The sequence below is a fragment of the Cryobacterium sp. PH31-AA6 genome (assembly GCF_030063195.1).
In the GTDB taxonomy this organism is placed as follows: Bacteria; Actinomycetota; Actinomycetes; order Actinomycetales; family Microbacteriaceae; genus Cryobacterium.
The window spans coordinates 229,947-252,500 of record NZ_JASISS010000003.1 but is presented as its reverse complement, the minus strand read 5'-3'; the positions used below and the strand labels follow the sequence as shown (position 1 = coordinate 252,500).

General features: G+C 66.9%; 23 protein-coding genes. 17 read left to right on the top strand and 6 right to left on the bottom strand.

Translation table 11 applies throughout. From position 1 onward, the window contains the following. Position 1: 1 nt before the first annotated feature. From thrB to prfA, 3 genes are all read left to right on the top strand, one after another. Positions 2-949, top strand: coding sequence for a homoserine kinase (gene thrB / locus QMG61_RS04545; protein ID WP_502847005.1), 948 nt, complete (start codon positions 2-4; stop codon positions 947-949). A 320-nt stretch (positions 950-1,269) separates the two neighbouring features. After that, on the top strand, positions 1,270-3,846 hold the full coding sequence (rho, locus tag QMG61_RS04540; RefSeq protein WP_283493137.1) for a transcription termination factor Rho: 2,577 nt from the start codon (positions 1,270-1,272) through the stop codon (positions 3,844-3,846). Continuing rightward, positions 3,846-4,925 (top strand): peptide chain release factor 1, encoded by a 1,080-nt coding sequence (prfA, locus tag QMG61_RS04535; protein ID WP_283493136.1) that lies wholly within the window; start codon positions 3,846-3,848, stop codon positions 4,923-4,925. Before rho ends, prfA begins: the two co-directional genes overlap by 1 nt. Before the next feature lie 39 nt (positions 4,926-4,964). Here prfA and QMG61_RS04530 read toward each other — a convergent pair whose 3' ends face one another. From QMG61_RS04530 to cysK, 3 genes are read right to left on the bottom strand one after another with little or no spacing between them, the layout of a single operon-like run. Continuing rightward, a complete protein-coding gene (locus QMG61_RS04530; protein WP_283493135.1) occupies positions 4,965-5,969 on the bottom strand; it encodes an isopenicillin N synthase family dioxygenase in 1,005 nt (334 codons plus the stop codon). Between the two features lie 28 nt (positions 5,970-5,997). Then, positions 5,998-6,576, bottom strand: coding sequence for a serine O-acetyltransferase EpsC (epsC, locus tag QMG61_RS04525; protein WP_283493134.1), 579 nt, complete (start codon positions 6,574-6,576; stop codon positions 5,998-6,000). Positions 6,577-6,603: 27 nt separating this feature from the next. Then, on the bottom strand, positions 6,604-7,542 hold the full coding sequence (gene cysK, locus QMG61_RS04520) for a cysteine synthase A (protein ID WP_283493133.1): 939 nt from the start codon (positions 7,540-7,542) through the stop codon (positions 6,604-6,606). A gap of 84 nt (positions 7,543-7,626) precedes the next feature. On the opposite strand from cysK, the gene prmC reads away from it, so the two are divergent. From prmC to QMG61_RS04450, 14 genes are all read left to right on the top strand, one after another. After that, complete coding sequence (gene prmC, locus QMG61_RS04515) at positions 7,627-8,532, top strand: peptide chain release factor N(5)-glutamine methyltransferase (protein ID WP_502847001.1); 906 nt, start codon at positions 7,627-7,629, stop codon at positions 8,530-8,532. A gap of 188 nt (positions 8,533-8,720) precedes the next feature. After that, a complete protein-coding gene (locus QMG61_RS04510; protein WP_283493132.1) occupies positions 8,721-9,551 on the top strand; it encodes an L-threonylcarbamoyladenylate synthase in 831 nt (276 codons plus the stop codon). Between the two features lie 2 nt (positions 9,552-9,553). Beyond that, complete coding sequence (locus QMG61_RS04505; protein WP_283493131.1) at positions 9,554-10,774, top strand: MraY family glycosyltransferase; 1,221 nt, start codon at positions 9,554-9,556, stop codon at positions 10,772-10,774. Continuing rightward, a complete protein-coding gene (locus QMG61_RS04500; protein ID WP_283493130.1) occupies positions 10,771-11,244 on the top strand; it encodes a Cg1360 family ATP-synthase-associated protein in 474 nt (157 codons plus the stop codon). The genes QMG61_RS04505 and QMG61_RS04500 overlap by 4 nt, the downstream gene beginning before the upstream one ends. Before the next feature lie 172 nt (positions 11,245-11,416). Next, positions 11,417-12,205: a F0F1 ATP synthase subunit A gene (atpB, locus tag QMG61_RS04495; RefSeq protein ID WP_283493129.1), complete on the top strand. Its 789-nt coding sequence runs from the start codon at positions 11,417-11,419 to the stop codon at positions 12,203-12,205. A gap of 48 nt (positions 12,206-12,253) precedes the next feature. Then, entirely contained in the window at positions 12,254-12,487 is a 234-nt protein-coding gene (gene atpE / locus QMG61_RS04490; RefSeq protein WP_134510799.1) for an ATP synthase F0 subunit C, read from the top strand. A gap of 29 nt (positions 12,488-12,516) precedes the next feature. Then, positions 12,517-13,068, top strand: a complete 552-nt coding sequence (locus tag QMG61_RS04485) for a F0F1 ATP synthase subunit B (RefSeq protein WP_283493128.1) — start codon at positions 12,517-12,519, stop codon at positions 13,066-13,068. Then, positions 13,068-13,865, top strand: coding sequence for a F0F1 ATP synthase subunit delta (locus tag QMG61_RS04480; protein ID WP_283493127.1), 798 nt, complete (start codon positions 13,068-13,070; stop codon positions 13,863-13,865). Before QMG61_RS04485 ends, QMG61_RS04480 begins: the two co-directional genes overlap by 1 nt. Before the next feature lie 87 nt (positions 13,866-13,952). Continuing rightward, positions 13,953-15,590, top strand: a complete 1,638-nt coding sequence (gene atpA / locus QMG61_RS04475; protein WP_283493126.1) for a F0F1 ATP synthase subunit alpha — start codon at positions 13,953-13,955, stop codon at positions 15,588-15,590. Positions 15,591-15,670: 80 nt separating this feature from the next. Continuing rightward, positions 15,671-16,573: a F0F1 ATP synthase subunit gamma gene (locus QMG61_RS04470; RefSeq protein ID WP_283493125.1), complete on the top strand. Its 903-nt coding sequence runs from the start codon at positions 15,671-15,673 to the stop codon at positions 16,571-16,573. A gap of 18 nt (positions 16,574-16,591) precedes the next feature. Continuing rightward, positions 16,592-18,055, top strand: coding sequence for a F0F1 ATP synthase subunit beta (atpD, locus tag QMG61_RS04465; protein WP_283493124.1), 1,464 nt, complete (start codon positions 16,592-16,594; stop codon positions 18,053-18,055). 2 nt (positions 18,056-18,057) lie between these two features. Continuing rightward, complete coding sequence (locus QMG61_RS04460) at positions 18,058-18,321, top strand: F0F1 ATP synthase subunit epsilon (RefSeq protein ID WP_283493123.1); 264 nt, start codon at positions 18,058-18,060, stop codon at positions 18,319-18,321. Positions 18,322-18,325: 4 nt separating this feature from the next. Continuing rightward, complete coding sequence (locus tag QMG61_RS04455) at positions 18,326-19,096, top strand: YaaA family protein (protein ID WP_283493122.1); 771 nt, start codon at positions 18,326-18,328, stop codon at positions 19,094-19,096. Between the two features lie 32 nt (positions 19,097-19,128). Then, positions 19,129-20,115 carry a malate dehydrogenase gene (locus QMG61_RS04450; RefSeq protein ID WP_283493121.1) on the top strand — a complete coding sequence of 329 codons (987 nt, stop codon included), beginning with the start codon at positions 19,129-19,131 and terminating at the stop codon, positions 20,113-20,115. 13 nt (positions 20,116-20,128) lie between these two features. Here QMG61_RS04450 and QMG61_RS04445 read toward each other — a convergent pair whose 3' ends face one another. From QMG61_RS04445 to QMG61_RS04435, 3 genes are all read right to left on the bottom strand, one after another. Then, positions 20,129-20,743, bottom strand: a complete 615-nt coding sequence (locus QMG61_RS04445) for a DNA-3-methyladenine glycosylase I (protein WP_283493120.1) — start codon at positions 20,741-20,743, stop codon at positions 20,129-20,131. Continuing rightward, a complete protein-coding gene (locus QMG61_RS04440; protein ID WP_283493119.1) occupies positions 20,740-21,300 on the bottom strand; it encodes a methylated-DNA--[protein]-cysteine S-methyltransferase in 561 nt (186 codons plus the stop codon). The genes QMG61_RS04445 and QMG61_RS04440 overlap by 4 nt, the downstream gene beginning before the upstream one ends. 99 nt (positions 21,301-21,399) lie before the next feature. Beyond that, complete coding sequence (locus QMG61_RS04435) at positions 21,400-22,518, bottom strand: N(5)-(carboxyethyl)ornithine synthase (RefSeq protein ID WP_283493173.1); 1,119 nt, start codon at positions 22,516-22,518, stop codon at positions 21,400-21,402. Positions 22,519-22,554 lie beyond the last annotated feature (36 nt).

Genomic DNA, 22,554 nt, shown 5'->3' with positions numbered 1-22,554 from the left:
CATCGCCGAGGCCGTCTCCGGCCGCTCCGTGCTCTCCGGGCGTTCCGTCACGGTGCAGGTTCCCGCCACCACGGCCAACCTCGGCCCTGGCTTCGACACGCTCGGACTGGCGCTCGCCCACTACGACCACCTGGACGTGGCCGTACGGGACGAACCCGGCGTCACGGTCGAGGTGCACGGCGTCGGCGAAGGGGAGGTGCCGACCGACGAGACCAACCTCGTCGCGCGCGCCATCATCCACACCTTCGCCGCCTATGACCAGCCGCTGCCCGGCCTCAACCTCGTGGCGCACAACGTCATTCCGCACGGCCGGGGCATGGGCTCGTCCGGCGCCGCGATCGTCTCCGGAATCATGGCCGCGAAGGGCCTGCTCGAGGGCCTCGTCGACATCGACGCCGAGGCGCTCCTCGCCCTCGCCACCGAGATGGAGGGGCACCCCGACAACGTGGCACCCGCTCTGTTCGGCGGCCTGACGATCGCCTGGATGACACCCGAGGGACCCCGGCACAAGAAGTTGATGGTGCACCGCGGCGTCAAGCCGCTCGTCTTCGTGCCGGAACACGCCATGTCGACCGCACTCGCCCGCAGCCTGCAGCCGGAGTCCGTGCCGCATGAGGACGCCGTCTTCAACGTCTCCCGTTCGGCACTGCTGATCGCCGCGTTGATCCAGAGCCCCGAACTGCTGCTGGCCGCCACCGAGGACAAGCTGCACCAGAGCTACCGTGCCGCCGCGATGCCGGAGACCAACCAGTTGATCACCCTGCTCAGGGAGCACGGATTCGCCGCCGTCGTCTCCGGCGCGGGCCCGTCGATCCTCGTGCTCGCCAGCGACCCCGGCCAGCGTCTGGTCGCAGCGGAGCTCGTCGCCGCCGAATCGGACACGCCGTGGCAGGCGCTCATGCTCGCCGTCGACTTCATGGGAGCCACGGTCAGTCGCACCGACGTCTGAACCGCGCGCCAGGGGCCGCCGCACGTCGGTGGCCCCGGGCGGGCCTCGTTGCTCCGTGAGCGGACCGCCCCGGGTGGGGGCGTCCGCCATACCTGAACGTTCTGCTAGGGTTGAGGCGTACCCGATGGAACCGCCTAACGAGCGGGACCCTTCTCCGGTGCATTCCCTGTAACTCACTGCTATCGCCTCATCTGTGCGTAGCTGTGTGTGTTCACTCCAATCCACATCACTGTCGGATTGGACCACCCGCAGCGCGTGAGACGCTGCACACAGCTTCCCTGGCCAACCGTTTTTCACGCCAGGGGAAAGGACAATTTTTCGTGACTGACGTCAACCTCCGCACCACTGCTGCGGATTCATCGCACCTCGCCACCCTCCGAGTCGCCGAGCTTCAGGCTCTTGCACTCGAGCTGGGCATCGCCGGTGCGTCCAAACTACGCAAGGGGGAACTCGTGGAGGCAATCACCACGGAACAGGCCAAGACCAACTCCGCGGGTGACACCGTCGACAGCGCTCCCGCCGTTGAGACCGCGGTGACGCTCGAGGTTCCGGCCGCCGAGGCTTCCGCCGCCGACACCGCTGTCGTCCCGGCCACCGCCCCCCGCAAGCGCGCCCCCCGCCGGGCCACCACCGCGACCGCGGCTCCCGCCGTGGCGCACGTCAACGCTGACGGAGACCTCGGACTGGGCATCATCCTCCCGGATGCCGCACCGACCACCCGCAGGACCACTGCCCCGGCCACCTACGCCGGCGCATCCGCGGACGGTGCGACGAGCGAAACGGCCGCACCGGTCGACAAGCCGGTTCGCCAGGCCCGCAAGCGCGCCACCTCAGGCACCGTGAAGGCCGCAGCCGCCCTCGCGGCCGCCGCAGCCGAAGCGACCACCGAAGCAACCACTGAAGCCAACACCGGCATGCCCGCGGTCGAGGCAGCCCCGGTCTCCAACGAGACCGTTGCAGCCCCGGAGGCCGACGCGGTCGTCGAGCCCAGCACCGGCCGCTCCCGCCGTGGCAGTGCCCGCGGCAACTCCCGCAACGGCACGGCCCGAAACAGCATTGACGCGCGCAGCAGCATCGATGCGCGCAACAACGCCGACGCCCAGGTCGAGGCGGATGCCGCGACCACCTCGGAGCCCGAGGTCGAGGCCGCGCCCGTCGAGCAGATGCCCGTCGAGCAGACGGACGCCGAGCAGACCGACGCCGAGCAGACCGACACCGAGCAGACCGACACCGAGCAGACCGAGCAGCCGCGTCAGGGCCGCAACCGCAACCGCAGTCGCGGCGGCGACCGCAACCAGACCGGCGACGACAACTCGCGCCAGCAGAACCAGCGCCAGGCCGGTCGCAACCAGAACCAGAACCAGAACCAGAACCAGAACCAGAACCAGAACCAGAACCAGAACCAGGACGCCCAGAGCGACCGCGGCCAGGACCGTCAGGCCCAGGCCCAGGACCGTAACCAGGGTCAGGACCGCAATCAGGACCGTAACCAGGGTCAGGACCGTAATCAGGGTCAGGACCGCAATCAGGACCGTAACCAGGGTCAGGACCGTAATCAGGGTCAGGACCGCAACCAGGACCGTCAGGCCCAGGAACGCCAGAACCAGGACCGTAACCAGGGCCAGGACCGCAATGGCCCCGACGACGACATGGGCAGCCGCAGCAACCGCAACCGTTTCCGGGACCGCAAGCGTCGCGGCGTCACTGCCGGCGACGACTTCGAGCCCGAGCTCAACGATGACGACGTTCTGATCCCGGTTGCCGGCATCCTCGACGTTCTCGACAACTACGCCTTCGTTCGCACCTCGGGCTACCTGCCGGGCCCGAGCGACGTGTATGTCTCGCTCGGCCAGGTCAAGAAGTACAACCTGCGCAAGGGCGACGCCGTCGTCGGCTCGATTCGCCAGCCGCACGAGGGCGACCAGAACGGCCGCCAGAAGTACAACGCGATCGTCAAGGTCGACTCGATCAACGGACTGACCGTCGAGGAAGCCTCGACCCGGGTCGAGTTCCAGAAGCTCACCCCGCTCTACCCGCAGGAACGCCTGCGCCTCGAGACCGAGCCGGGCAAACTGACCCAGCGCATCATCGACCTCGTCGCCCCGATCGGTAAGGGCCAGCGCGGCCTGATCGTCGCGCCGCCCAAGGCCGGCAAGACCATCGTCATGCAGCAGATCGCCAACGCCATCGCCACGAACAACCCCGAGGTCCACCTCATGGTCGTTCTCGTCGACGAGCGTCCCGAAGAGGTCACCGACATGCAGCGCACGGTGAAGGGTGAGGTCATCGCCTCCACCTTCGACCGCCCCGCCGAGGACCACACCACGGTCGCCGAACTCGCCATCGAGCGCGCCAAGCGCCTCGTCGAGCTGGGCCACGACGTCGTCGTGCTGCTTGACTCGATCACCCGTCTCGGACGCGCTTACAACCTCACCGCGCCGCCGTCGGGCCGCATCCTCTCCGGTGGTGTCGACGCCTCGGCGCTCTACCCGCCGAAGCGCTTCTTCGGTGCCGCTCGCAACATCGAGAACGGTGGCTCGCTCACCATCCTCGCGTCGGCGCTCGTCGAGACCGGGTCCAAGATGGACGAGGTCATCTTCGAAGAATTCAAGGGCACCGGCAACATGGAACTGCGCCTGTCGCGCCAGCTGGCCGACAAGCGTATCTTCCCCGCGGTCGACGTGAACGCTTCCGGCACCCGCCGTGAAGAGATGCTGATGAGTGCCGACGAGGTCAAGATCACCTGGAAGCTGCGCCGTGCCCTCGCCGGGCTCGAGCAGCAGCAGGCGCTCGAGGTCATCCTCGGCCGTCTCAAGGAGACGTCCTCCAACGTCGAATTCCTGATGCAGGTCCAGAAGTCGATGCCGACCCTGAATGGGTCAGACAAGGACCACTGATGTTCGAGTCCGTTCTGACTCTGCTGGCTGAGCACGACGAGCTGCAGTCCCAGCTGGCGGATCCGGAGCTCCACGCGAATCCGGCCCGCTCGAAAAAGGTGAACCGGCGCTACGCCGAGCTCAGCCGCATCATCGCGGCCTGGAACGAGTGGAAAGAGATCGGCGACAACCTCGAGGCAGCACAGGAGCTCGCGGAAGAGGACGCCGATTTCGCCGCCGAGATTCCGGGACTGACGGAGCAGTTGGAAGGCGCAGCCGAAAAGCTGCGGCGCCTGCTGATTCCCCGCGACCCGCTCGACGCCCGCGATGTGATCATGGAGATCAAGATGGGCGAGGGCGGCGCGGAATCCGCGCTGTTCGCCGCCGACCTGCTCCGGATGTACCTGCACTACGCGGAATCGAAGCGCTGGAAAACCGAGATCATCGAACAGACCACCAGCGACCTCGGCGGGATCAAGGACATCCAGCTCGCCATCAAGGGTTCCTCCAGCGACCCTGCGGAGGGCGTCTGGGCGCACCTCAAGTACGAGGGTGGTGTGCACCGCGTTCAGCGGGTGCCGGCCACCGAGTCGCAGGGACGCATCCACACCTCCGCCGCCGGCGTGCTCGTCTTCCCCGAGGTTGACGAGCCCGAAGAGGTCGAGATCAACGCGAACGACCTCAAGATCGACGTCTACCGCTCCAGCGGGCCCGGCGGTCAGTCGGTCAACACGACCGACTCCGCCGTGCGGATCACCCACCTTCCGACCGGAATCGTGGTCGCGATGCAGAACGAGAAGAGCCAGCTGCAGAACAAGGAAGCGGGCATGCGCGTTCTGCGTGCCCGGGTTCTCGCCCGTCAGCAGGAAGAGATCGACGCGGCAGCAAGCCTCGTGCGCAAGGGACAGATCCGCACCATGGACCGCTCCGAGCGCATCCGCACGTACAACTTCCCCGAGAACCGCATCGCGGACCACCGCACGGGCTATAAGGCGTACAACCTGGACACCGTCATGAACGGTGCCCTCGATGCCGTGATCGACTCCTGCATCACGGCCGACGAGGCAACCCGTCTGGCCGAGATCGGCGACCACGACTAACAGCCCACCGACGAGAGCTGTCGCGGGGCGAGGCCCGGCTCAGCCGAGCAGATCCGCGTGGTGGATCGCCGCGACATCCGGATGCGCGCGCAGGCGGCTCTTCAACGCATTCTCCCCGTAGGTCGTGAAGATGGGGTTCTCCGGGTCGACGGTGATGCCCGGCGCACGGAGCGAGTCGGGCAGCGCCAGGAGCGGAATCGTCGCATCCAGGGCCGGCCCGAAGAAGAACGGGATCGAGATGCGGTCAGTCCCGATCAGGGGCGAGATCACCCGGTGCACGGTGGCCTTGAGATATCCGTCGGTGGCCACCTCGAGCAGCTCGCCGATGTTCACCACGAAGGCGCCGTCGAGCGGGGGAGCGTCGATCCAGTCTGAGTCATGCTCAACCTGCAGGCCGCCCTTGCCCGGCTCGACGAAAAGCAGGGTCAGCACGCCCGAATCCTTGTGCGCGCCCACGCCCTGCCTCGGGGTCGGGTTGGACTTGCCCGGGTAGCGCACAATCTTGATCAGCGTGAACGGCTTCTCGGCGAACGCCGCGTCGAAGACGTGCTCGTCGGCCCCGAGCGAGAGCGCCCAAGCCCGCATCAGCCGAAGCGCGACGGTGTTGAGTTCGTCGCGCCACTGCGTCATCACCTCGCGCAGCTCGGGCAGGGTCGCCGGCCACTGGTTGGGTCCTTCGAGGCGGAGGTAGTCGGCCCCGCCGTCGATCGGGGGGCGCTCCGGGCCGATGTCGATCTGTTCGCGCCAGTCAACGTTGCCCTGGGTGAGCTCGCCGCCCACCCGGGTGTAGCCGCGGAACTGCGGGCTCCGCAGGTTCTCGATCGCCATCTTGTCGCCCTCGGGGAGTTCGAAGAAGGCGCGAGCGGTGCGCATGACCCGGGTGATGAGGTCCGCCGGCACGCCGTGGCCGGTGAGGTAGAAGAAGCCGTACTCGTGGGTCGCCTCGCGGAGGTCGATCCGAAAGCGCTCGGCCTCCTCCTCGCCCTGGTCGAGGCGGGACAGATCGAGGACGGGCAGTTCACGTGCGGGTGAGGCCGAAGTCATGGTGTCGGGCCCTTCGTGGTCGGCGGGGTCAGTCTTCGGTGAGGGGAAGCCCGCGGGCGGCCTCGATCGTCTCCGACCTGACCGGCTGGATGACGGCGGGGATGCCGAGAAGCAGCGACTTGGCCGGGGCGTCCTTCGTGACGACGGCGTTTGCGCCGATCGTACTCCAGGCCCCGATCATGACCGGTCCGAGGATCTTTGCCCCCGCGCCGACAGTGACCCCGTCCCCGAGGGTGGGGTGACGCTTCTCGCCACGCACGACCCCGTGGCGGGTCTTCCCACCCAGGGTGACCGCGTGGTAGAGCATGACATCGTCGCCGATCTCGGCAGTCTCGCCGATCACGACGCCCATACCGTGGTCGATGAACAGCCGTCGGCCGATCCGGGCGCCCGGGTGAATCTCGATCCCGGTCAGGAACCGGGTGAACTGGGAGAGCAGGCGGGCGGGCAGCCGGAGTTCCGCCGTCCAGAGCCGGTGCGCGAGACGGTAGGACCAGACGGCGTGCAGCCCGCTGTAGGCGAGGAAGACCTCGGCGTTACTGCGCGCCGCCGGGTCATGGGCACGCGCCATCGCCATGTCCTCCCGGATGCTGGAAAAAACGCCCATTGTCGGCTACGGCTCGGCTAATCCGGCCTAGTCCAGCAGGTCTTCGTAGAGCACGGTGGAGAGGTACCGTTCGCCGAAGCTCGGCATGATCGCCACGATCACCTTGCCGGCGTTTTCCGGCCGTTTTGCCTGCTCGATCGCGGCCCACACCGCGGAGCCGCCCGAGATGCCGGAGAGGATTCCCTCGTCGGTGGCGAGGCTGCGGGCGGTGGCGAGGGAATCGGCGAGGGTCACATCCGTCACCTCGTCGTACACGTGCGTGTCAAGGATGGCCGGCACGAAGTTGGGGCCGATGCCCTGGATCTTGTGCGGTCCCGGCTTGCCGCCGTTGAGGATGGGGGAGTCGATCGGTTCGACGGCGACCACCCGCACGGAGCTTTTGCGCTCCTTGAGCAGTTGCCCGGTGCCCGTGATGGTGCCGCCGGTGCCGATGCCCGCGACAAGGATGTCCACGGCTCCGTCGGTGTCGTCCCAGATCTCCACGCCGGTGGTCGCGCGGTGGATCGCGGGGTTGGCCGGGTTGTCGAACTGGCGGGCGAGGACCGCACCCGGCGTGTTCGCGGCGATTTCCTCCGCCTTCGTCACAGCGCCGCGCATGCCCTCGGAGCCGGGGGTCAGCACGATCTCGGCACCGTAGGCGCGGAGCAGCAGGCGACGTTCCTTGCTCATGGTGTCCGGCATAGCAAGGATGACCTTGTAACCGCGGGCCGCGCCGACCATGGCGAGGGCGATCCCGGTGTTGCCGCTGGTGCCCTCGACGATGGTGCCGCCGGGGGCGAGCTCTCCCGAGGCCTCGGCCGCGTCGACGATCGCGATGCCGATCCGGTCCTTGACGCTGCCGGAGGGGTTGTAGAACTCCAGCTTGACCAGCACGGTCGCGTCGAGGCCCGCGGTGAGGCGATTGAGTTTCACCAGCGGAGTCCCGCCAACAGCAGCGGTGATGTCGGAGTAGATCTTTGCGGGCATCAGGGAGCCTTTCAATCGGGGTCTGGGACCTCGCCCAGCCTACGGCCACGGCACTGGGCGTGCGAGTGCATTACATTCCAAAGAGTGACAACTCCGTCGAGCGACCATTCCATTCCCACAACCGTCGATGAAATCCGAGATCGGGCGATCGAAACGCTCGGCCGGGCCGGTATCGGCGACCCAGACGTCGACGCCGACCTGCTGATCGGCCATGTGCTCGGCCGGAGCCGCGGCCAGGTGCAGGCGGCCGCCATCCTGCGCACCGAGCTGACCGGCACGGATGCCGCGGCGATCCTCGAGATCGTGCGCCGCCGCGCGCTCCGCGAACCGCTCCAGCACATCACCGGTCGGGCGCCGTTCCGCGGGATCGAGTTGCTGGTGGGCCCCGGGGTGTTCGTGCCCCGCCCGGAGACCGAGCAGGTGGCCCAATTCGCGATCGACGCATTGCGGGCGCTGCCCGACCCGGAGCCGATCGCGGTGGACCTCGGCACGGGCAGCGGCGCCATCGCGCTGGCGATGGCCGTCGAGGTGCCGAACGCCCGGGTCTTCGCGGTGGAGAACTCGCCGGAGGCCTTCCCCTGGACCACCCGCAACTTCGCTCAGGTCGGTGCGGCCAACGCCTCTCTCGTCTTCGGCGACCTCGCCGATGCCTTCACCGAACTGGACGGAACGGTGGCCGTGGTCATCTCCAACCCGCCGTACATCCCGGCCGACGCCATCCCGCGCGACCCGGAGGTGCGCCTGTTCGACCCGGCCCACGCACTGTTCGGCGGACGGGACGGCCTGGACGTCGTGCGGCACGTCTCTCAAACGGCGCTGCGCCTGCTCCGGCCCGGCGGGGTCCTCGTGATCGAGCACGGCGAGCTGCAGGGTGCGGAGATCCGGGAGCTTCTCGGCCTGGACGGGTGGCGCGCCGCCGCCACCCACCGCGATTACACCCTGCGCGACCGCGCGACGACCGCCCTCGCACCCGCACCTGCCGCCGCCTGAGCGGCCCGCCCGCACCTGCCCCCGCCTGAGCGGCCCGCCCGCACCTGCCCCCGCCTGAGCGGCCCGCCCGCACGTGGCCGCGGGAGGTGCGCCGCGACGCGGGTGGTGTGCCACCCGCGCGGCGGCGCAGCACCCGCGGAATGGCGTCCCGGCCTCTCGCAGGTCGCCTGCACTAGAATCGAACCCCAATGACACGCATCTACGACTGCTCGGTCGACACTGAATACACGACCGGCATGAGACTCGCACGCTCGGCCATCGGTCGCGGCGCGCTCGTCGTCATCCCCACCGACACGGTCTACGGCGTCGCGGCCGACGCATTCAGCCCCGAGGCCGTGCAACGGCTGCTGGATGCCAAGGGTCGAGGCCGCACCTCGCCGCCGCCCGTGCTCATTCCCGGAATCAGCACCATGGACGCCCTCGCCCAGGATGTGCCCACGCCGGTCAGGGACCTCGTTGCCGAGTTCTGGCCGGGCGGGCTCACGGTCGTGCTCAACGCCCAGCCGTCGCTGGTCTGGGACCTTGGCGAGACCAGGGGCACCGTGGCCCTGCGGATGCCGCGCAATCAGGTAGCGCTGGACCTGCTCGCCGAGACCGGCCCCCTGGCCGTGTCCTCCGCCAACTCCAGCGGCCTCCCCTCGGCGATCGACGCGATCGGGGCCGAAGACATGCTCGGCGCCAGAGTCGCCGTCTACCTCGACGGGGGAGTGGCCGGCAGCGACTACGAGGCGATCGGCGACCGCCAGGGCGACACCTCGTCGACGATCATCGATGCCACCGGATTCGCCATAAACGGCGGGAAGCTCGTCATCGTGCGCAACGGCGTGATCTCCCGCGCGGCCATCGCCGGGGTGATCGGCGACGCCCTCGCGCCGGTCGGATTCGTCCCCCCGGTTCCCGAGCCCGTGGTGATGTCGGAGACCGACGCTGAGCAGGCGCCGGAGGACGAGCCAGAGTCAGAGCCGACGGCGACGCCGGGCAGCGCGGAGCCGAGCGGCGTCGTGACGGACGCCGGCTGACCATGACCATATTCGTCCTGCTGGCGCTCGTCTCGGCCATCGTCACCTTCGGCTGCTCGTTCGTCGTGCTGAGGCTCAGCCATCGGTACCGCCTCTACCCGAAGATCCGCGAGCGTGATGTGCACACCCTCCCGACGCCCCGGCTCGGCGGAATCGCCATCTTCTTCGGAGTGTTCGTTGCCTTCGGCGTCTCGTACCTGATCTCCGGGCAATTCGCGCCCCTCCGGCTCATCTTCTCCGACCCCCAGCAGATCCTGGCCATCCTCGGAGCTGCCCTGATGATCGTGCTGCTTGGCGTGGCCGATGACATCTGGGACCTCGACTGGATGACCAAGCTGGCAGGGCAGTTCATCGCCGCGGGCGTGGTCGCCTGGCAGGGTGTGCAGGTGCTGTCGCTGCCGATCGGCGGACTCACCGTCGGCTCGTCCTGGATGTCGTTCCTGATCACGGTGATCGCGATTGTGATCGTGATGAACATGATCAACTTCATCGATGGTCTCGACGGCCTTGTCGCGGGCGTTGCCCTTATCTCCAACGGCGTGTTCTTCCTCTACAGCTATCTGCTCGTGCGGGACACCTCGCCGAGCAACTACTTCAACCTGGCTTCGCTGATCGCGGCGATCCTCGTCGGCGCCTGCATCGGTTTCCTGCCCCTGAACTGGCGTCCAGCCAAGCTGTTCATGGGCGACGCCGGAGCGCTCCTGGTCGGCCTGTTGATGGCGACCTCGGCGATTGCCATCACCGGCCAGATCGACCCGACCGCAGTGAACCGGTCCCAGCTGTTCCCCGCCTTCATCCCGATCATCCTGCCCGTCGCGATCCTGATCATCCCGCTGCTCGACTTCGGACTGGCCGTTTTCCGCCGCGTGCGGGCGGGTAAATCGCCGTTCAGTGCCGACCGTAAGCACCTGCACCACCGCCTGCTGGACATGGGGCACTCCCACCTCCACGCCGTGCTGATCTTCTACGGCTGGACCGCTGCGGCGTCGATCGGCTGCCTGCTCTACTACGTGTTGCCGGTCTTCTTCGGACTACCGACCTGGTACGCCACGATCTTCCTGGTGACGGCCCTCATCGTCTGCGCGCTGGTCACCCTCGCCCCGCTGAGCCGCCGAAAGGCGGTCGAGGCCGCCAGCCAGCTCGCCCACCCGAACGACCAACCCGACATCGCCAGGCTGGACCCTCTCGACGAGGCGTCCACGACGGCAGAGGAGAACGCATGAGCAACACCCCCGGATCCGCCCGGCAGCCCACCTCCGTCCCGGTGTTCCGGCGGATTCTTGTACTCGGTGGGTTCCTGGCCGGCGGCATCGGCATCGTCGGGGCCGTGGTCGGTGGCCTGGTCGCCGGCGGAACCGGGGTGGTCAGCGCGCTGATCGGTACCGCGCTGTCCGTGGTCTTCATGGGAATCACGGCCGGCAGCATCCTGCTCGCCAACCGCTTCGCCGGCAGCCAGGGCGCCATCGGTGCGTTCTTCGCCATCGTTCTGGGCGGCTGGCTGCTCAAGTTCGTCGTCTTCCTCGTGATCGTCGTGCTGCTCAAGGATCAGCCCTGGATCCAGCCCGTCGTGCTGTTTCTCAGCATCATCGCGGGTGTGATCGGGTCGCTCATCGTTGACGCGATCGTCGTGCTGAAGAGCCGGATGACCTACGCCAGCGACGTGACCCTGCCCGGTCCGTCCTCGGAGGACTGAATTGCCACAAGGATTCGGCACCGGGCCTATTTCTTGGTAAGGTAATGACCGGTTCGCCCCGCGTTGCTCGTGCCTTCGTGCTGGGTAGCCCAGCCCATTATTCGTCATCGCGAGAGCAGAGCTCCCCGCCCCGAACCAGGAGAAAGCGCTGCTAGAAACCGCCGTAAGCCTGATGCTCCCGTCTGCCACCGGTGACGGTGAGTTCCACGGTCCGTCGATCAACGAATTCTTCCCTGAAGCGGTTCTGTTCGCGGGTTCGCCGTTCGAAATCAACCGCATCATGCTCATCCGCTTTCTTGCGGTGGCCGTGCTGCTCCTCGTCTTCTGGCTCGGCACCCGCCGGATGAAGGTCATTCCGACCCGCTTCCAGAGCATCGTCGAACTGGGCCTCAACTTCGCCAGGGTCAACATTTCCGAGGACATCCTCGGAAAGAAGGACGGCAAGCGTTTCCTGCCCCTGATCACGACGATCTTCTTCATGGTGTTGTTCATGAACATCACCGGGCCGATTCCGTTCCTGAACATCGCCGGCACCAGCGTGATCGGCGTGCCGCTCGTGCTGGCCGTCATCGCCTATGTGGCGTTCATCTACGCCGGGATCAAGAAGAGCCCGGGCAACTTCTTCCGCAACGCCCTGTTCCCCCCAGGCGTGCCCCCCTTCCTCTACATCATCGTGACCCCGATCGAGTTCATCTCGACCTTCCTGGTCCGCCCGGTCACGCTGACCCTGCGACTGCTGATGAACATGATCGTCGGCCACCTTCTCCTGGTGCTCTTCTTCAGCGCCACCCAGTTCTTCTTCTTCACCGCAGACGGTGGCTTCAAGCTCTTCGGAGCCGGCACCCTTGTCTTCGGGTTCGCGTTCACGCTCTTCGAAGTGCTGATCGCCCTCCTCCAGGCTTACATTTTTGCCCTGCTCACCGCTGTCTACATCCAGCTCGCGCTGGCTGAGGAACACTAAACCCGAATTCGGCACTCGCTGTTTTTGGCACTACGGAAGGAAACATACGTGGACGCAACATCCGTTCTCGCGGCTATCAACGGAAACATCGCGACCGTCGGTTATGGCCTCGCGGCCATCGGCCCGGCAATCGGCGTCGGTATCGTCGTCGGCAAGACCATCGAGGGTGTTGCTCGTCAGCCCGAACTGGCCGGCCAGCTTCAGGTCCTGATGTACATCGGTATCGCTTTCACCGAGGCACTCGCCTTCATCGGTATCGCGACCTACTTCATCTTCGTTTAGTCCTCTTTTCTCTCTAGTCAGGAGGCACGATGTTTAACGCAGTGATAGCAGCTGCAGCGGAGACCGAGACGCGCAACCCGCTTCTCCCGGAGCTCTACGACATAATCTGGTCCGGTCTGATCTTCGTCGTGATTCTGTTCTTCTTCTGGAAGCTTGTGCTTCCGAGGATGCAGAAGCTCCTCGACGAGCGCGCTGAAGCCATCGAAGGAAACATCGCCAAGGCGGACGACGCCCAGCGCCAGGCCGAAGCCGCTCTCGAGCAGTACACGGCCCAGCTTGCTGACGCGCGTGCCGAAGCCGGCAAGATCCGCGAGGTCGCCCGTGCGGACGGTCAGAAGATCGTCGCCGAGCACCGCGAACTGGCCGTCAGTGAGGCCGCCCGCGTCACCGCGAGCGCCAAGGTCCAGATCGAAGCAGAACGTCAGGCGGCCGTCGTGTCCCTGCGTTCCGAAGTCGGCACCCTGGCCATCGACCTCGCATCGGGAGTCATCGGCGAAAGCCTGACCGACGACGCGAAGGCCAGCGCCATTGTCGACCGATTCCTGGCCGACCTTGAGGCCTCGGAGAAAGCAGCTAAGTAATGGGAAGCGCCACCAGAGAAGCTTTGGCCTCGTCGCGAGCGGCACTGACCGCCCTCGGCGGCACGGCCGATCTGGCGACCGGGGAAAGCCTGCTGAACGCGGGCCGCGTTATCGGCGAGTCCTCGCAGCTCCTGTCGGCTCTCGTCGACCCGGCTGTTGACGCCGCACCCAAGGCGACCCTGGTCGCCAAGGTGTTCGGCCCCGTCGTCACGTCGACCGCGCTCGACCTGCTGCAGGCCGTGACCGCGGCGCGCTGGTCGAGTCATACCGACCTGCTCGCGGGGATCGAAGACGTCGGATTGCGCTGCGTCGCATCCTCGGCCACCGCCGAAGGCGTCGTCGAAGCCGAACTCTTCTCGTTCGGTGCGACCGTATCCGGCAACGCGGAACTGGAGCTGGCTCTCGCGAGCAAGCTCGGTGCCGCACAGGCCAAGGTCGGACTCGTCGACTCCATCCTCACCGGCAAGGTCACCGCGCAGACCCTGGTCATCGTGCGGCACCTCATGCAGCAGCCCCGCGGGCGCCGGATCGGCGAACTGCTGGGCCACGCCGCGGCCGTCGTGGCGGACCAGTCGGGCACGTCCATTGCGACCGTCACCTCGGCTTCGCCGTTGACGACAACGCAGCTCGACCGGTTGCGCGCCAACCTGTCGGAGCGGTACGGGCGCAAGCTCACCATCAACCTGGTCGTGGACCCGTCGCTCGTCGGCGGAGTGCGCGTACAGATCGGCGACGATGTCATTGATGGCAGCATCGCCACCCGACTCAAGGATTTGAGACTCCAGCTTGCCGGCTGACCTACGGTCAATCGGAACGAAAACCTCGAAGCGGCAACGTTTCGTTTCAGACAGAACCTGTACACCCCGTACGGGAAAGGGAAGATGATGGCAGAACTAACGATCAGCCCCGATGAGATCCGCGATGCTCTCCAGGACTTCGTCAAGTCCTACGAGCCGAGCAAGACCGCCACGAACGAGGTTGGCTACGTCACCACGGCCGGCGACGGAATCGCCCACGTCGAGGGTCTTCCCAGCGTGATGGCCAACGAGCTCATCAAATTCGCCGACGGCACACTGGGCCTCGCCCTGAACCTCGACGAAGACGAGATCGGTGTCGTCGTCCTCGGCGAGTTCGCCGGAATCGTTGAGGGCATGGAGGTGCATCGCACCGGCGAGGTGCTCTCCGTTCCCATCGGCGACGGCTACCTCGGTCGCGTCGTCGACCCGCTCGGCGCCCCGATCGACGGCCTCGGCCCGATCGAGTCCGAAGGCCGTCGTGCCCTCGAGCTTCAGGCGCCCGGCGTCATGGACCGCAAGTCCGTGCACGAGCCGATGCAGACCGGCATCAAGGCCATCGACGCGATGATCCCGATCGGCCGTGGCCAGCGCCAGCTGATCATCGGCGACCGCCAGACCGGCAAGACCGCGATCGCGATCGACACCATCATCAACCAGAAGGCCAACTGGGCTTCCGGAGATGTGAACAAGCAGGTTCGCTGCATCTACGTTGCCATCGGTCAGAAGGGCTCCACGATCGCCGCCGTCAAGGGCGCGCTCGAGGATGCCGGCGTCATGGAGTTCACGACCATCGTCGCGTCCCCCGCCTCCGACCCGGCCGGCTTCAAGTACCTCGCCCCGTACACCGGCTCGGCCATCGGCCAGCACTGGATGTACCAGGGCAAGCACGTTCTCGTGGTCTTCGACGACCTGTCCAAGCAGGCCGAGGCCTACCGTGCCGTGTCGCTGCTGCTGCGCCGCCCGCCGGGACGCGAAGCCTACCCCGGCGACGTGTTCTACCTGCACTCCCGTCTGCTCGAGCGTTGTGCGAAACTCTCCGACGCCCTCGGCGCCGGATCGATGACCGGCCTGCCGATCATCGAGACCAAGGCCAACGACGTCTCGGCCTACATCCCGACCAACGTGATCTCGATCACCGATGGTCAGATCTTCCTCCAGTCCGACCTGTTCAACGCCAACCAGCGCCCCGCAGTCGACGTGGGCATCTCGGTGTCGCGCGTCGGTGGCGACGCGCAGGTGAAGTCGATCAAGAAGGTCTCCGGAACGCTGAAGCTCGAACTGGCCCAGTACCGTTCGCTCGAGGCCTTCGCGATGTTCGCGTCGGACCTCGACGCGACCAGCCGCCGCCAGCTCGCCCGTGGCGCCCGCCTGACCGAGCTGCTCAAGCAGCCGCAGTACTCGCCGTACCCGGTCGAGGACCAGGTCGTCTCGATCTGGGCCGGAACGAACGGCAAGTTCGACGAGGTTCCGGTCGAGGACGTGCTCCGGTTCGAACGCGGACTGCTTGACCACCTCGGCCGCACCACCGACGTCCTCACGAAGCTGCGGGAGACGAACGTGCTCGACGACGCCATCGTCGCGACCCTCGAGGCCGAGGTCGACAACTACAAGCGCGAGTTCCAGACCGGCGAGGGCAAGCCGCTCGCCTCGGTCGGCAAGGAAGAGTTCGAAGCGATTGCCGCCGAAGACGTCAACCAGGAAAAGATTGTGAAGCACCGGCGCTAAGCCGCCTGGGGCCCCTCCGGGGGCCCCATGAACGGCCGCACCGGCACATTCACCCACAGACAAGGAAGCACAGGAGACACATGGGAGCGCAACTTCGGGTCTACCGGCAGAAGATCAAGGCTGCCCAGACGACCAAGAAGATCACTCGGGCCATGGAGTTGATCTCGGCCTCGCGCATCCAGAAGGCCAAGGCGCGAGTCGCCGCGTCGACCCCGTTCGCACGATCGATCACCCAGGCGGTATCGGCCGTCGCAACCTACACCAATGTTGCGCACGTGCTCACCACCGAACCGGAAAAGATCGAACGGGCCGCAGTGGTCATCTTCGCGTCCGACCGTGGTCTTGCCGGCGCGTTCAGCTCGCAGGCGCTGCGCGAGGCCGAGTCACTGACCCAGCTTCTGCTGGCGCAGGGCAAGGATGTCGTCTACTTCCTGGTCGGGCGCAAGGCAGCGGCGTACTTCAACTTCCGTCGGCGCCCGTCCGAACGGGTCTGGACCGGTTCCACCGACCAGCCCCAGTTCGAAACCGCCAAGGAGATCAGCGACGCGCTGCTCGAAGCGTTCCTCCGGGATGCCGACGACGGCGGAGTCGACGAGATCCACGTGGTCTACAACCGGTTCGTCAGCATGGTCACCCAGGTGCCCGAGGTCGTTCGTCTGTTGCCCCTCGAGGTCGTCGAAGGCGTTGAGGAACCCGGCGAGAACCAGGTCCTGCCGTTGTACGAGTTCGAGCCTGACGTGGAAACCGTGCTCGACGCACTCCTGCCCGTCTACATCGAGAGCCGCATCTTCAACGCCATGCTGCAGTCCGCTGCCGCGGAGCACGCCTCGCGCCAGAAGGCCATGCAGTCGGCCTCCGACAACGCGGACAAGCTCATCAAGGACTTCACCCGGTTGTCGAACAACGCCAGGCAGACCGAGATCACCTCGCAGATTTCCGAGATCGTGGGTGGAGCCGAAGCGCTCTCATCCGCCAAGAACTAACCCAGAGAAGAGAGAGCAATGACTGACACCGCAACCGCGCCAGTCCACGCACCGGTTGAGACCGTCGCCATAGGCCGGATCGCCCGCGTCACGGGCCCGGTCGTCGACATCGAGTTCCCGCACGATTCGATCCCGGGCATGTACAACGCGCTGAAGACCACCATCGTCATCGGCGATGTCTCCACCGTGATCACCCTCGAGGTTGCCCTGCACCTCGGTGACGACCTCGTCCGCGCGATCGCGCTGAACCCCACCGACGGTCTGGTCCGCGGCCAGGAGGTCAGGGACACCGGCTCACCCATCACCGTGCCCGTCGGAGACGTCACCAAGGGTCGCGTCTTCAACGCCATCGGCGAGGTGCTCAACGCTGAGCCCGGCGAGAAGATCGAAATCACGGAGCGCTGGCCCATCCACCGCAAGCCGCCGCCCTTCGACCAGCTCGAGTCCAAGACCCAGCTGTTCGAAACCGGCATCAAGGTCATCGACCTTCTCACCCCGTACGTCCTCGGTGGAAAGATCGGCCTCTTCGGTGGAGCCGGCGTCGGCAAGACCGTGCTGATCCAGGAAATGATCCAGCGCGTCGCGCAGGACCACGGTGGAGTGTCCGTGTTCGCCGGTGTCGGCGAGCGCACCCGTGAGGGCAACGACCTCATCCACGAGATGGAAGAGGCCGGCGTCTTCGACAAGACCGCCCTCGTGTTCGGCCAGATGGACGAGCCGCCGGGAACGCGTCTTCGCGTCGCGCTCTCCGCGCTGACGATGGCGGAGTACTTCCGCGACGTCGCCAAGCAGGACGTGTTGCTCTTCATCGACAACATCTTCCGCTTCACCCAGGCCGGCTCCGAAGTGTCGACGCTGCTCGGCCGCATGCCGAGCGCCGTGGGTTACCAGCCGACCCTCGCCGACGAGATGGGTATCCTCCAGGAACGCATCACCTCGACCCGTGGCCACTCGATCACCTCGCTCCAGGCCATCTACGTGCCTGCGGACGACTACACCGACCCGGCTCCGGCGACCACCTTCGCCCACCTCGACGCGACGACCGAACTGTCCCGCGAGATCGCGTCGAAGGGCCTCTACCCGGCCGTCGACCCGCTCACCTCGACCAGCCGTATCCTCGACCCCCGCTACCTGGGCGCCGACCACTACACGACGGCCGTTCGCGTCAAGGCGATCCTCCAGAAGAACAAGGAACTCCAGGAGATCATCGCGATCCTCGGTGTTGACGAACTCTCCGAAGAGGACAAGGTCACGGTTTCCCGTGCGCGCCGCATCCAGCAGTTCCTCTCTCAGAACACCTACATGGCGAAGAAGTTCACCGGTGTGGAAGGCTCGACGGTATCCCTCAAGGACACCATCGAATCCTTCACAGCCATCGCCAACGGTGACTTCGACCACGTGGCCGAGCAGGCCTTCTTCAACGTCGGTGGCATCGCCGACGTCGAAGAGAAGTGGGCGAAGATCCAGAAGGAGAACGACTAACCATGGCTGCGGCTCTCAACGTCAGCGTCGTCGCGGCGGACCAGGAAGTCTGGGCCGGCGAGGCAACGATGGTCGTTGCCCGCACCGTGGAAGGCGAGATCGGTATCCTCGCCGGCCACGAGCCGATGCTCGCGATCCTCGCCAGCGGCGAGGTTCGGGTCACCCTGGCGGACGGCAAGAAGATCGTCGCCGAGGCGGCGGACGGATTCCTTTCGGTCGCCAACAACGTGGTCACCATCGTTGCCCGCAAGGCCGGGCTCGTCTAGCCGATTGATAATCCTGCTGCCGCCGTCCGAGACCAAACGTCTCGGCGGCACCGGCGAACCGCTTGACCTGCACAACCTCACGTACCCGTCGCTGCACTCCAGCCGGCGGGTACTTGTGCGTGCGCTGGTCGGTCTGGCGAAACATCCGCTTGACATGATCGCTGCGCTCAAGCTCGGCCGCACCCAGCTGGCCGAGGTCGTTCGCAACCGGGAACTGGCTGGATCACCGACCATGCCGGTTCTCGACCGCTACACGGGCGTGCTCTACGACGCCCTCGACGCCGCGACGCTGACGCCGGCGGCTCGGCTCTGGGCCGGCGAGCACGTGCGGGTTCAGTCGGCCCTCTTCGGCCCGATCGGCGCCCTCGACCTGATCCCGGCCTACCGGCTCTCCTACGACTCCCGGCTGCCGAACCTCAGCCTCAAGAAGCACTGGCGCGGGCCGGTCGAAAAGGTCCTGCGGGATTCCGACGGACTCCTGCTCGACCTCAGATCCGCGGGCTATGCCGCACTCGGGCCAGTGCCCGTGCGCCCGAACTCACTCTATCTGCGCGTCGTCACCCAGGCATCAGACGGCCGCACCCGGGCACTCAACCACTTCAACAAGACCGCGAAAGGTGTCTTCAGCCGGGTCCTGATCGAACACGGTGAGTCGTTCGACGGCGTGGACGGGCTGCTCGACTGGGCCGAGTCGGCCGGCTTCACGCTGCGCCGCGGGGCGGCGGGCGAGCTCGATCTGGTCGTCGAGCAACTGGTCGGCGTGCCCCGGACGTGACTCGGAGGCCCTCGGGCAAATAGGCTGGCCCTGTGCCCACTCCAGCCTTGAACGTCACCGTCACCGGCGCCGCCGGCCAGATCGGCTATGCCCTGCTCTTCCGCATCGCGTCCGGCCAGCTCCTGGGGCCGACAACCCCGGTGAACCTGACCATGCTGGAGATCCCGGAAGGGCTCGCCGCGGCCGAGGGTACCGCCCTCGAGCTGCAGGACTGCGCCTTCCCGCTGCTGCGCATGGTGACCGTCAGCGTTGACCCGGTGCGGGCGTTCGACGGGGTCAACATCGCGCTGCTGGTCGGTTCCCGGCCACGAGCGGTCGGCATGGAGCGGGTGGGTCTGCTCGAAAGCAACGGACGCATCTTCGGACCGCAGGGGGCCGCCCTGAACGCGGGCGCCGCCGCTGATGTGCGGGTGCTCATTGTCGGCAACCCCGCCAACACGAACGCTCTCGTCGCGAGCGCATTCGCCCCCGACATCCCCGCGGAACGGTTCACCGCAATGACCCGCCTCGACCACAACCGCGGGGTCGCGCAGCTCGCCGCGAAGCTGGGCGTGCACGTCGACCAGGTGCACGGGCTCAGTGTGTGGGGCAACCACTCGGCGTTGCAGTACCCCGATGTCAACCACGCCAAAGTCAGCGGGCGGCCGGTCACCGAACTCGTCGACGAGGCCTGGCTGGTGGACGAGTTCATTCCGCGGGTGGCGGGGCGTGGCTACGAGATCATTCAGGCCAGAGGCGCGTCCTCCGCGGCGAGCGCGGCGAGCGCGGCCATCGACCACGTCTACGACTGGGTCAACGGCACCGGGGACCGCTGGACCTCGGCCGCGATCGTCTCCGACGGCTCCTACGGCGTGCCGGAGGGGCTCTTCTCCTCGTTCCCCGTGCGGGCCATCGACGGCCGTTGGGAGATCGTGCAGGGGCTGTCGATCAATGACTTCGCCCGGGCTCGGATCGACGCCTCGGTCGCCGAGCTGATCGAGGAACGAGAACACGTGCGGGCACTCGGCCTGCTGCCGTGACACCCGCCCTGCGCTAGCTGTACCCGGAGCCGGAGCCGGACCGCGCCGCGACGGCGCCGGCACGGTGACAGCCGACGACGTGGTCGTCGACCAGGCCGGCCGACTGCATCAGCGCGTAGACGGTGGTCGGCCCGACGAATCGGTATCCGCGGGCGCGCAGTTCACGGCTGAGCGCCGTCGATTCCGGCGTGACCGCGGGAATGTCGCCGAGCCCGGTCAGCCGTGCGGCCCGGGGCTCAGGGGCGAAGCTCCAGATCAGCGTGGCGAGGCTTTCCCCGAGGTCGCGGGTGACTCTGGCGTTGCCGATGGTGGCCTCGATCTTGCCCCGGTGACGGATGATGCTCGCATCGGTGACGAGCCGGGCGACATCCTCCTCGCCCATGGCCGCGACCCGGTCCACGTCGAAGTCGAAGAAGGCAGCCCGGAAGGCCGGTCGGCGGCGCAGGATCGTGATCCAGGACAGTCCGGCCTGGAATCCCTCCAGGCACAGCTTCTCGAAGAGGAGCCGGTCGCTGCGGAGCGGACGACCCCACTCCTCGTCGTGGTAGCGGCGATACTCGGCGTCGGTGCCGACCCAGCCGCAGCGGGGGAGTCCATCGTCGGCAATCGCGAGCTGAGCGCCCGTCACGCGTCGTGTTCGATTCCCGCAGGCTCGAATCCCGCAAACGCTGTGCCCACGGGCCCGCCGGCGACGTGCGCGATGCCCTCGTGGTCGAGCAGCCAGACCTTGGTTGGGATACCGTTGCCGCCGCTGTAGCCCGTGATCCGGCCGTTGGCCGCGAGCACCCGGTGGCAGCCGACCAGGATCGGAATCGGATTGGCGCCGACCGCGCCACCGATTGCCCGGCCGGAACCCGGGCGCCCGATCGAGGCGCCCAGCTCGCCGTAGGAGATGACCTCCCCGAATCGGAGACCGGCGAGCCGCTGCCAGACGCTCTGTTGAAAGACCGTGCCGCCGGTGAGGCGCACCGGAAGGTCGAAGCCGGTACGGGTGCCGGCGAAATACTCGCCGAGCTCGACCGCCGCGCGCTCGAGCAACGAAGACGGGGATTCGGGTGACTCCTCGAGCGGGAGGCGGCCGTCACGCTCGATCGAGAGCGACAGGATGCAGTCGGAATCGGCGGTGATTTCGAGTCGGCCGATCGGGCTGGGGAGACGAATCAACGAGGGTGCGATGCTGGTCATTCTTCGACTGTAGTCGGCGCCGCCGTCCCGCTCTGGCGGGTTTCGGACACGGCGTGAACTCGCGGCTGCCCGCCGTGTGGAGGAGGGGCGGCCCTCCGTTCAGCCGAGGATCGGATGCGGGTAGTCGCCCGAGCGGTGTTGGAACTCCAGGATGCTCGGGTTCTGGATGACCCCTTCCCGGACCTCGATCGCCCGGCGGAGCGTTTCGTTGGCGTCCCAGGCCGCGCTTCCGTCGAGGAGCTCGGGCAGGTAGGGGAGCAACGCCTCGCTGATCTCCCAGGTGGCGGAGTTCCATAGGTAGGAGGGGCTGTGGTCGACCGCGTAGTAGGTCACGTTGTCGCCGACCTGGAAGGTCGGGTGGTCGAACGACGTCGGTATCGCCCATTCGAAGCCCATTCCAGCGTCGCAGGAGACATCGATGATGAGCGAGCCCGGCATGATCAGGGCCAGGTCAGCGGTGTCCAGGAAGACGAGTGGCGCGTTCGGATCCTGCAGCACGCAATTGACGATGATGTCGTAGCCGGCCAGATATTCGGGCAAGGGAACCCGGCCGCCCTCGGGGAGCGCGAAGTTCTCGTGCGCCGGGCCCCCGTGTTCGAGTTGCACGATCAGGGCCGAGTGGATCGGCGAGCTGACCGCGGTCACGTCCCGGCTGGTCAGCACCGTCACGTCATAGACGCCGAGGGCATTCAACGCGGTCACCGCACCCCTGGCCGTTGCTCCGAAGCCGATCACGGCGGCACGGAGTTTGCGACCGTAGTCGCCGGTTGAGCCGGTCAGTGCCAGGGCGTGCAGCACGGAGGAGTAGCCGGCGAGCTCGTTGTTCTTGTGCAGAACGTGCAGGTGGAATTCGCCACCGCCGGTCCAGTGGTTCATGGCCTCGAACGCGATCAGGGTCAGTCGTTTGTCGATGGCCAGCTGGGTGAGGGCGGCATCCTGCACGCAATGCGGCCAGCCCCAGAGCACCTGTCCGTCGCGCAACTCGGCGACATCCCGCAGCAACGGCTTGGCGAGAAGGATGACGTCGCAGTCACGGATGAGCTCCTCCCGCGTGCCGATCCCGCCCACCAGGGGTGCGAGCTGGGCGTCGGACAGGCCGAACTGGTCGCCGTAACCGGTCTCGAGGAAGATGCGCCGGCGCACGTCGGGATCGATCCGATCGAGGTGCTGCGGATGGATGGGCAGCCGACGCTCGTTCGGTTTGCCGGAGCGAGACATGACGCCGAGCGTGAGTGCACTCACAGTTACCCCTTT

Excerpts from the sequence above, each read along its gene's own strand:
- prfA (WP_283493136.1), top strand. The coding sequence starts at position 3,846 with ATGTTCGAGTCCGTTCTGACTCTGCTGGCTGAGCACGACGAGCTGCAG.
- QMG61_RS04530 (WP_283493135.1), bottom strand. The coding sequence starts at position 5,969 with ATGACTTCGGCCTCACCCGCACGTGAACTGCCCGTCCTCGATCTGTCC.
- epsC (WP_283493134.1), bottom strand. The coding sequence starts at position 6,576 with ATGGGCGTTTTTTCCAGCATCCGGGAGGACATGGCGATGGCGCGTGCC.
- cysK (WP_283493133.1), bottom strand. The coding sequence starts at position 7,542 with ATGCCCGCAAAGATCTACTCCGACATCACCGCTGCTGTTGGCGGGACT.
- QMG61_RS04510 (WP_283493132.1), top strand. The coding sequence starts at position 8,721 with ATGACACGCATCTACGACTGCTCGGTCGACACTGAATACACGACCGGC.
- QMG61_RS04505 (WP_283493131.1), top strand. The coding sequence starts at position 9,554 with ATGACCATATTCGTCCTGCTGGCGCTCGTCTCGGCCATCGTCACCTTC.
- QMG61_RS04500 (WP_283493130.1), top strand. The coding sequence starts at position 10,771 with ATGAGCAACACCCCCGGATCCGCCCGGCAGCCCACCTCCGTCCCGGTG.
- atpB (WP_283493129.1), top strand. The coding sequence starts at position 11,417 with ATGCTCCCGTCTGCCACCGGTGACGGTGAGTTCCACGGTCCGTCGATC.
- QMG61_RS04485 (WP_283493128.1), top strand. The coding sequence starts at position 12,517 with ATGTTTAACGCAGTGATAGCAGCTGCAGCGGAGACCGAGACGCGCAAC.
- QMG61_RS04480 (WP_283493127.1), top strand. The coding sequence starts at position 13,068 with ATGGGAAGCGCCACCAGAGAAGCTTTGGCCTCGTCGCGAGCGGCACTG.
- atpA (WP_283493126.1), top strand. The coding sequence starts at position 13,953 with ATGGCAGAACTAACGATCAGCCCCGATGAGATCCGCGATGCTCTCCAG.
- QMG61_RS04470 (WP_283493125.1), top strand. The coding sequence starts at position 15,671 with ATGGGAGCGCAACTTCGGGTCTACCGGCAGAAGATCAAGGCTGCCCAG.
- atpD (WP_283493124.1), top strand. The coding sequence starts at position 16,592 with ATGACTGACACCGCAACCGCGCCAGTCCACGCACCGGTTGAGACCGTC.
- QMG61_RS04460 (WP_283493123.1), top strand. The coding sequence starts at position 18,058 with ATGGCTGCGGCTCTCAACGTCAGCGTCGTCGCGGCGGACCAGGAAGTC.
- QMG61_RS04440 (WP_283493119.1), bottom strand. The coding sequence starts at position 21,300 with ATGACCAGCATCGCACCCTCGTTGATTCGTCTCCCCAGCCCGATCGGC.
- QMG61_RS04435 (WP_283493173.1), bottom strand. The coding sequence starts at position 22,518 with ATGTCTCGCTCCGGCAAACCGAACGAGCGTCGGCTGCCCATCCATCCG.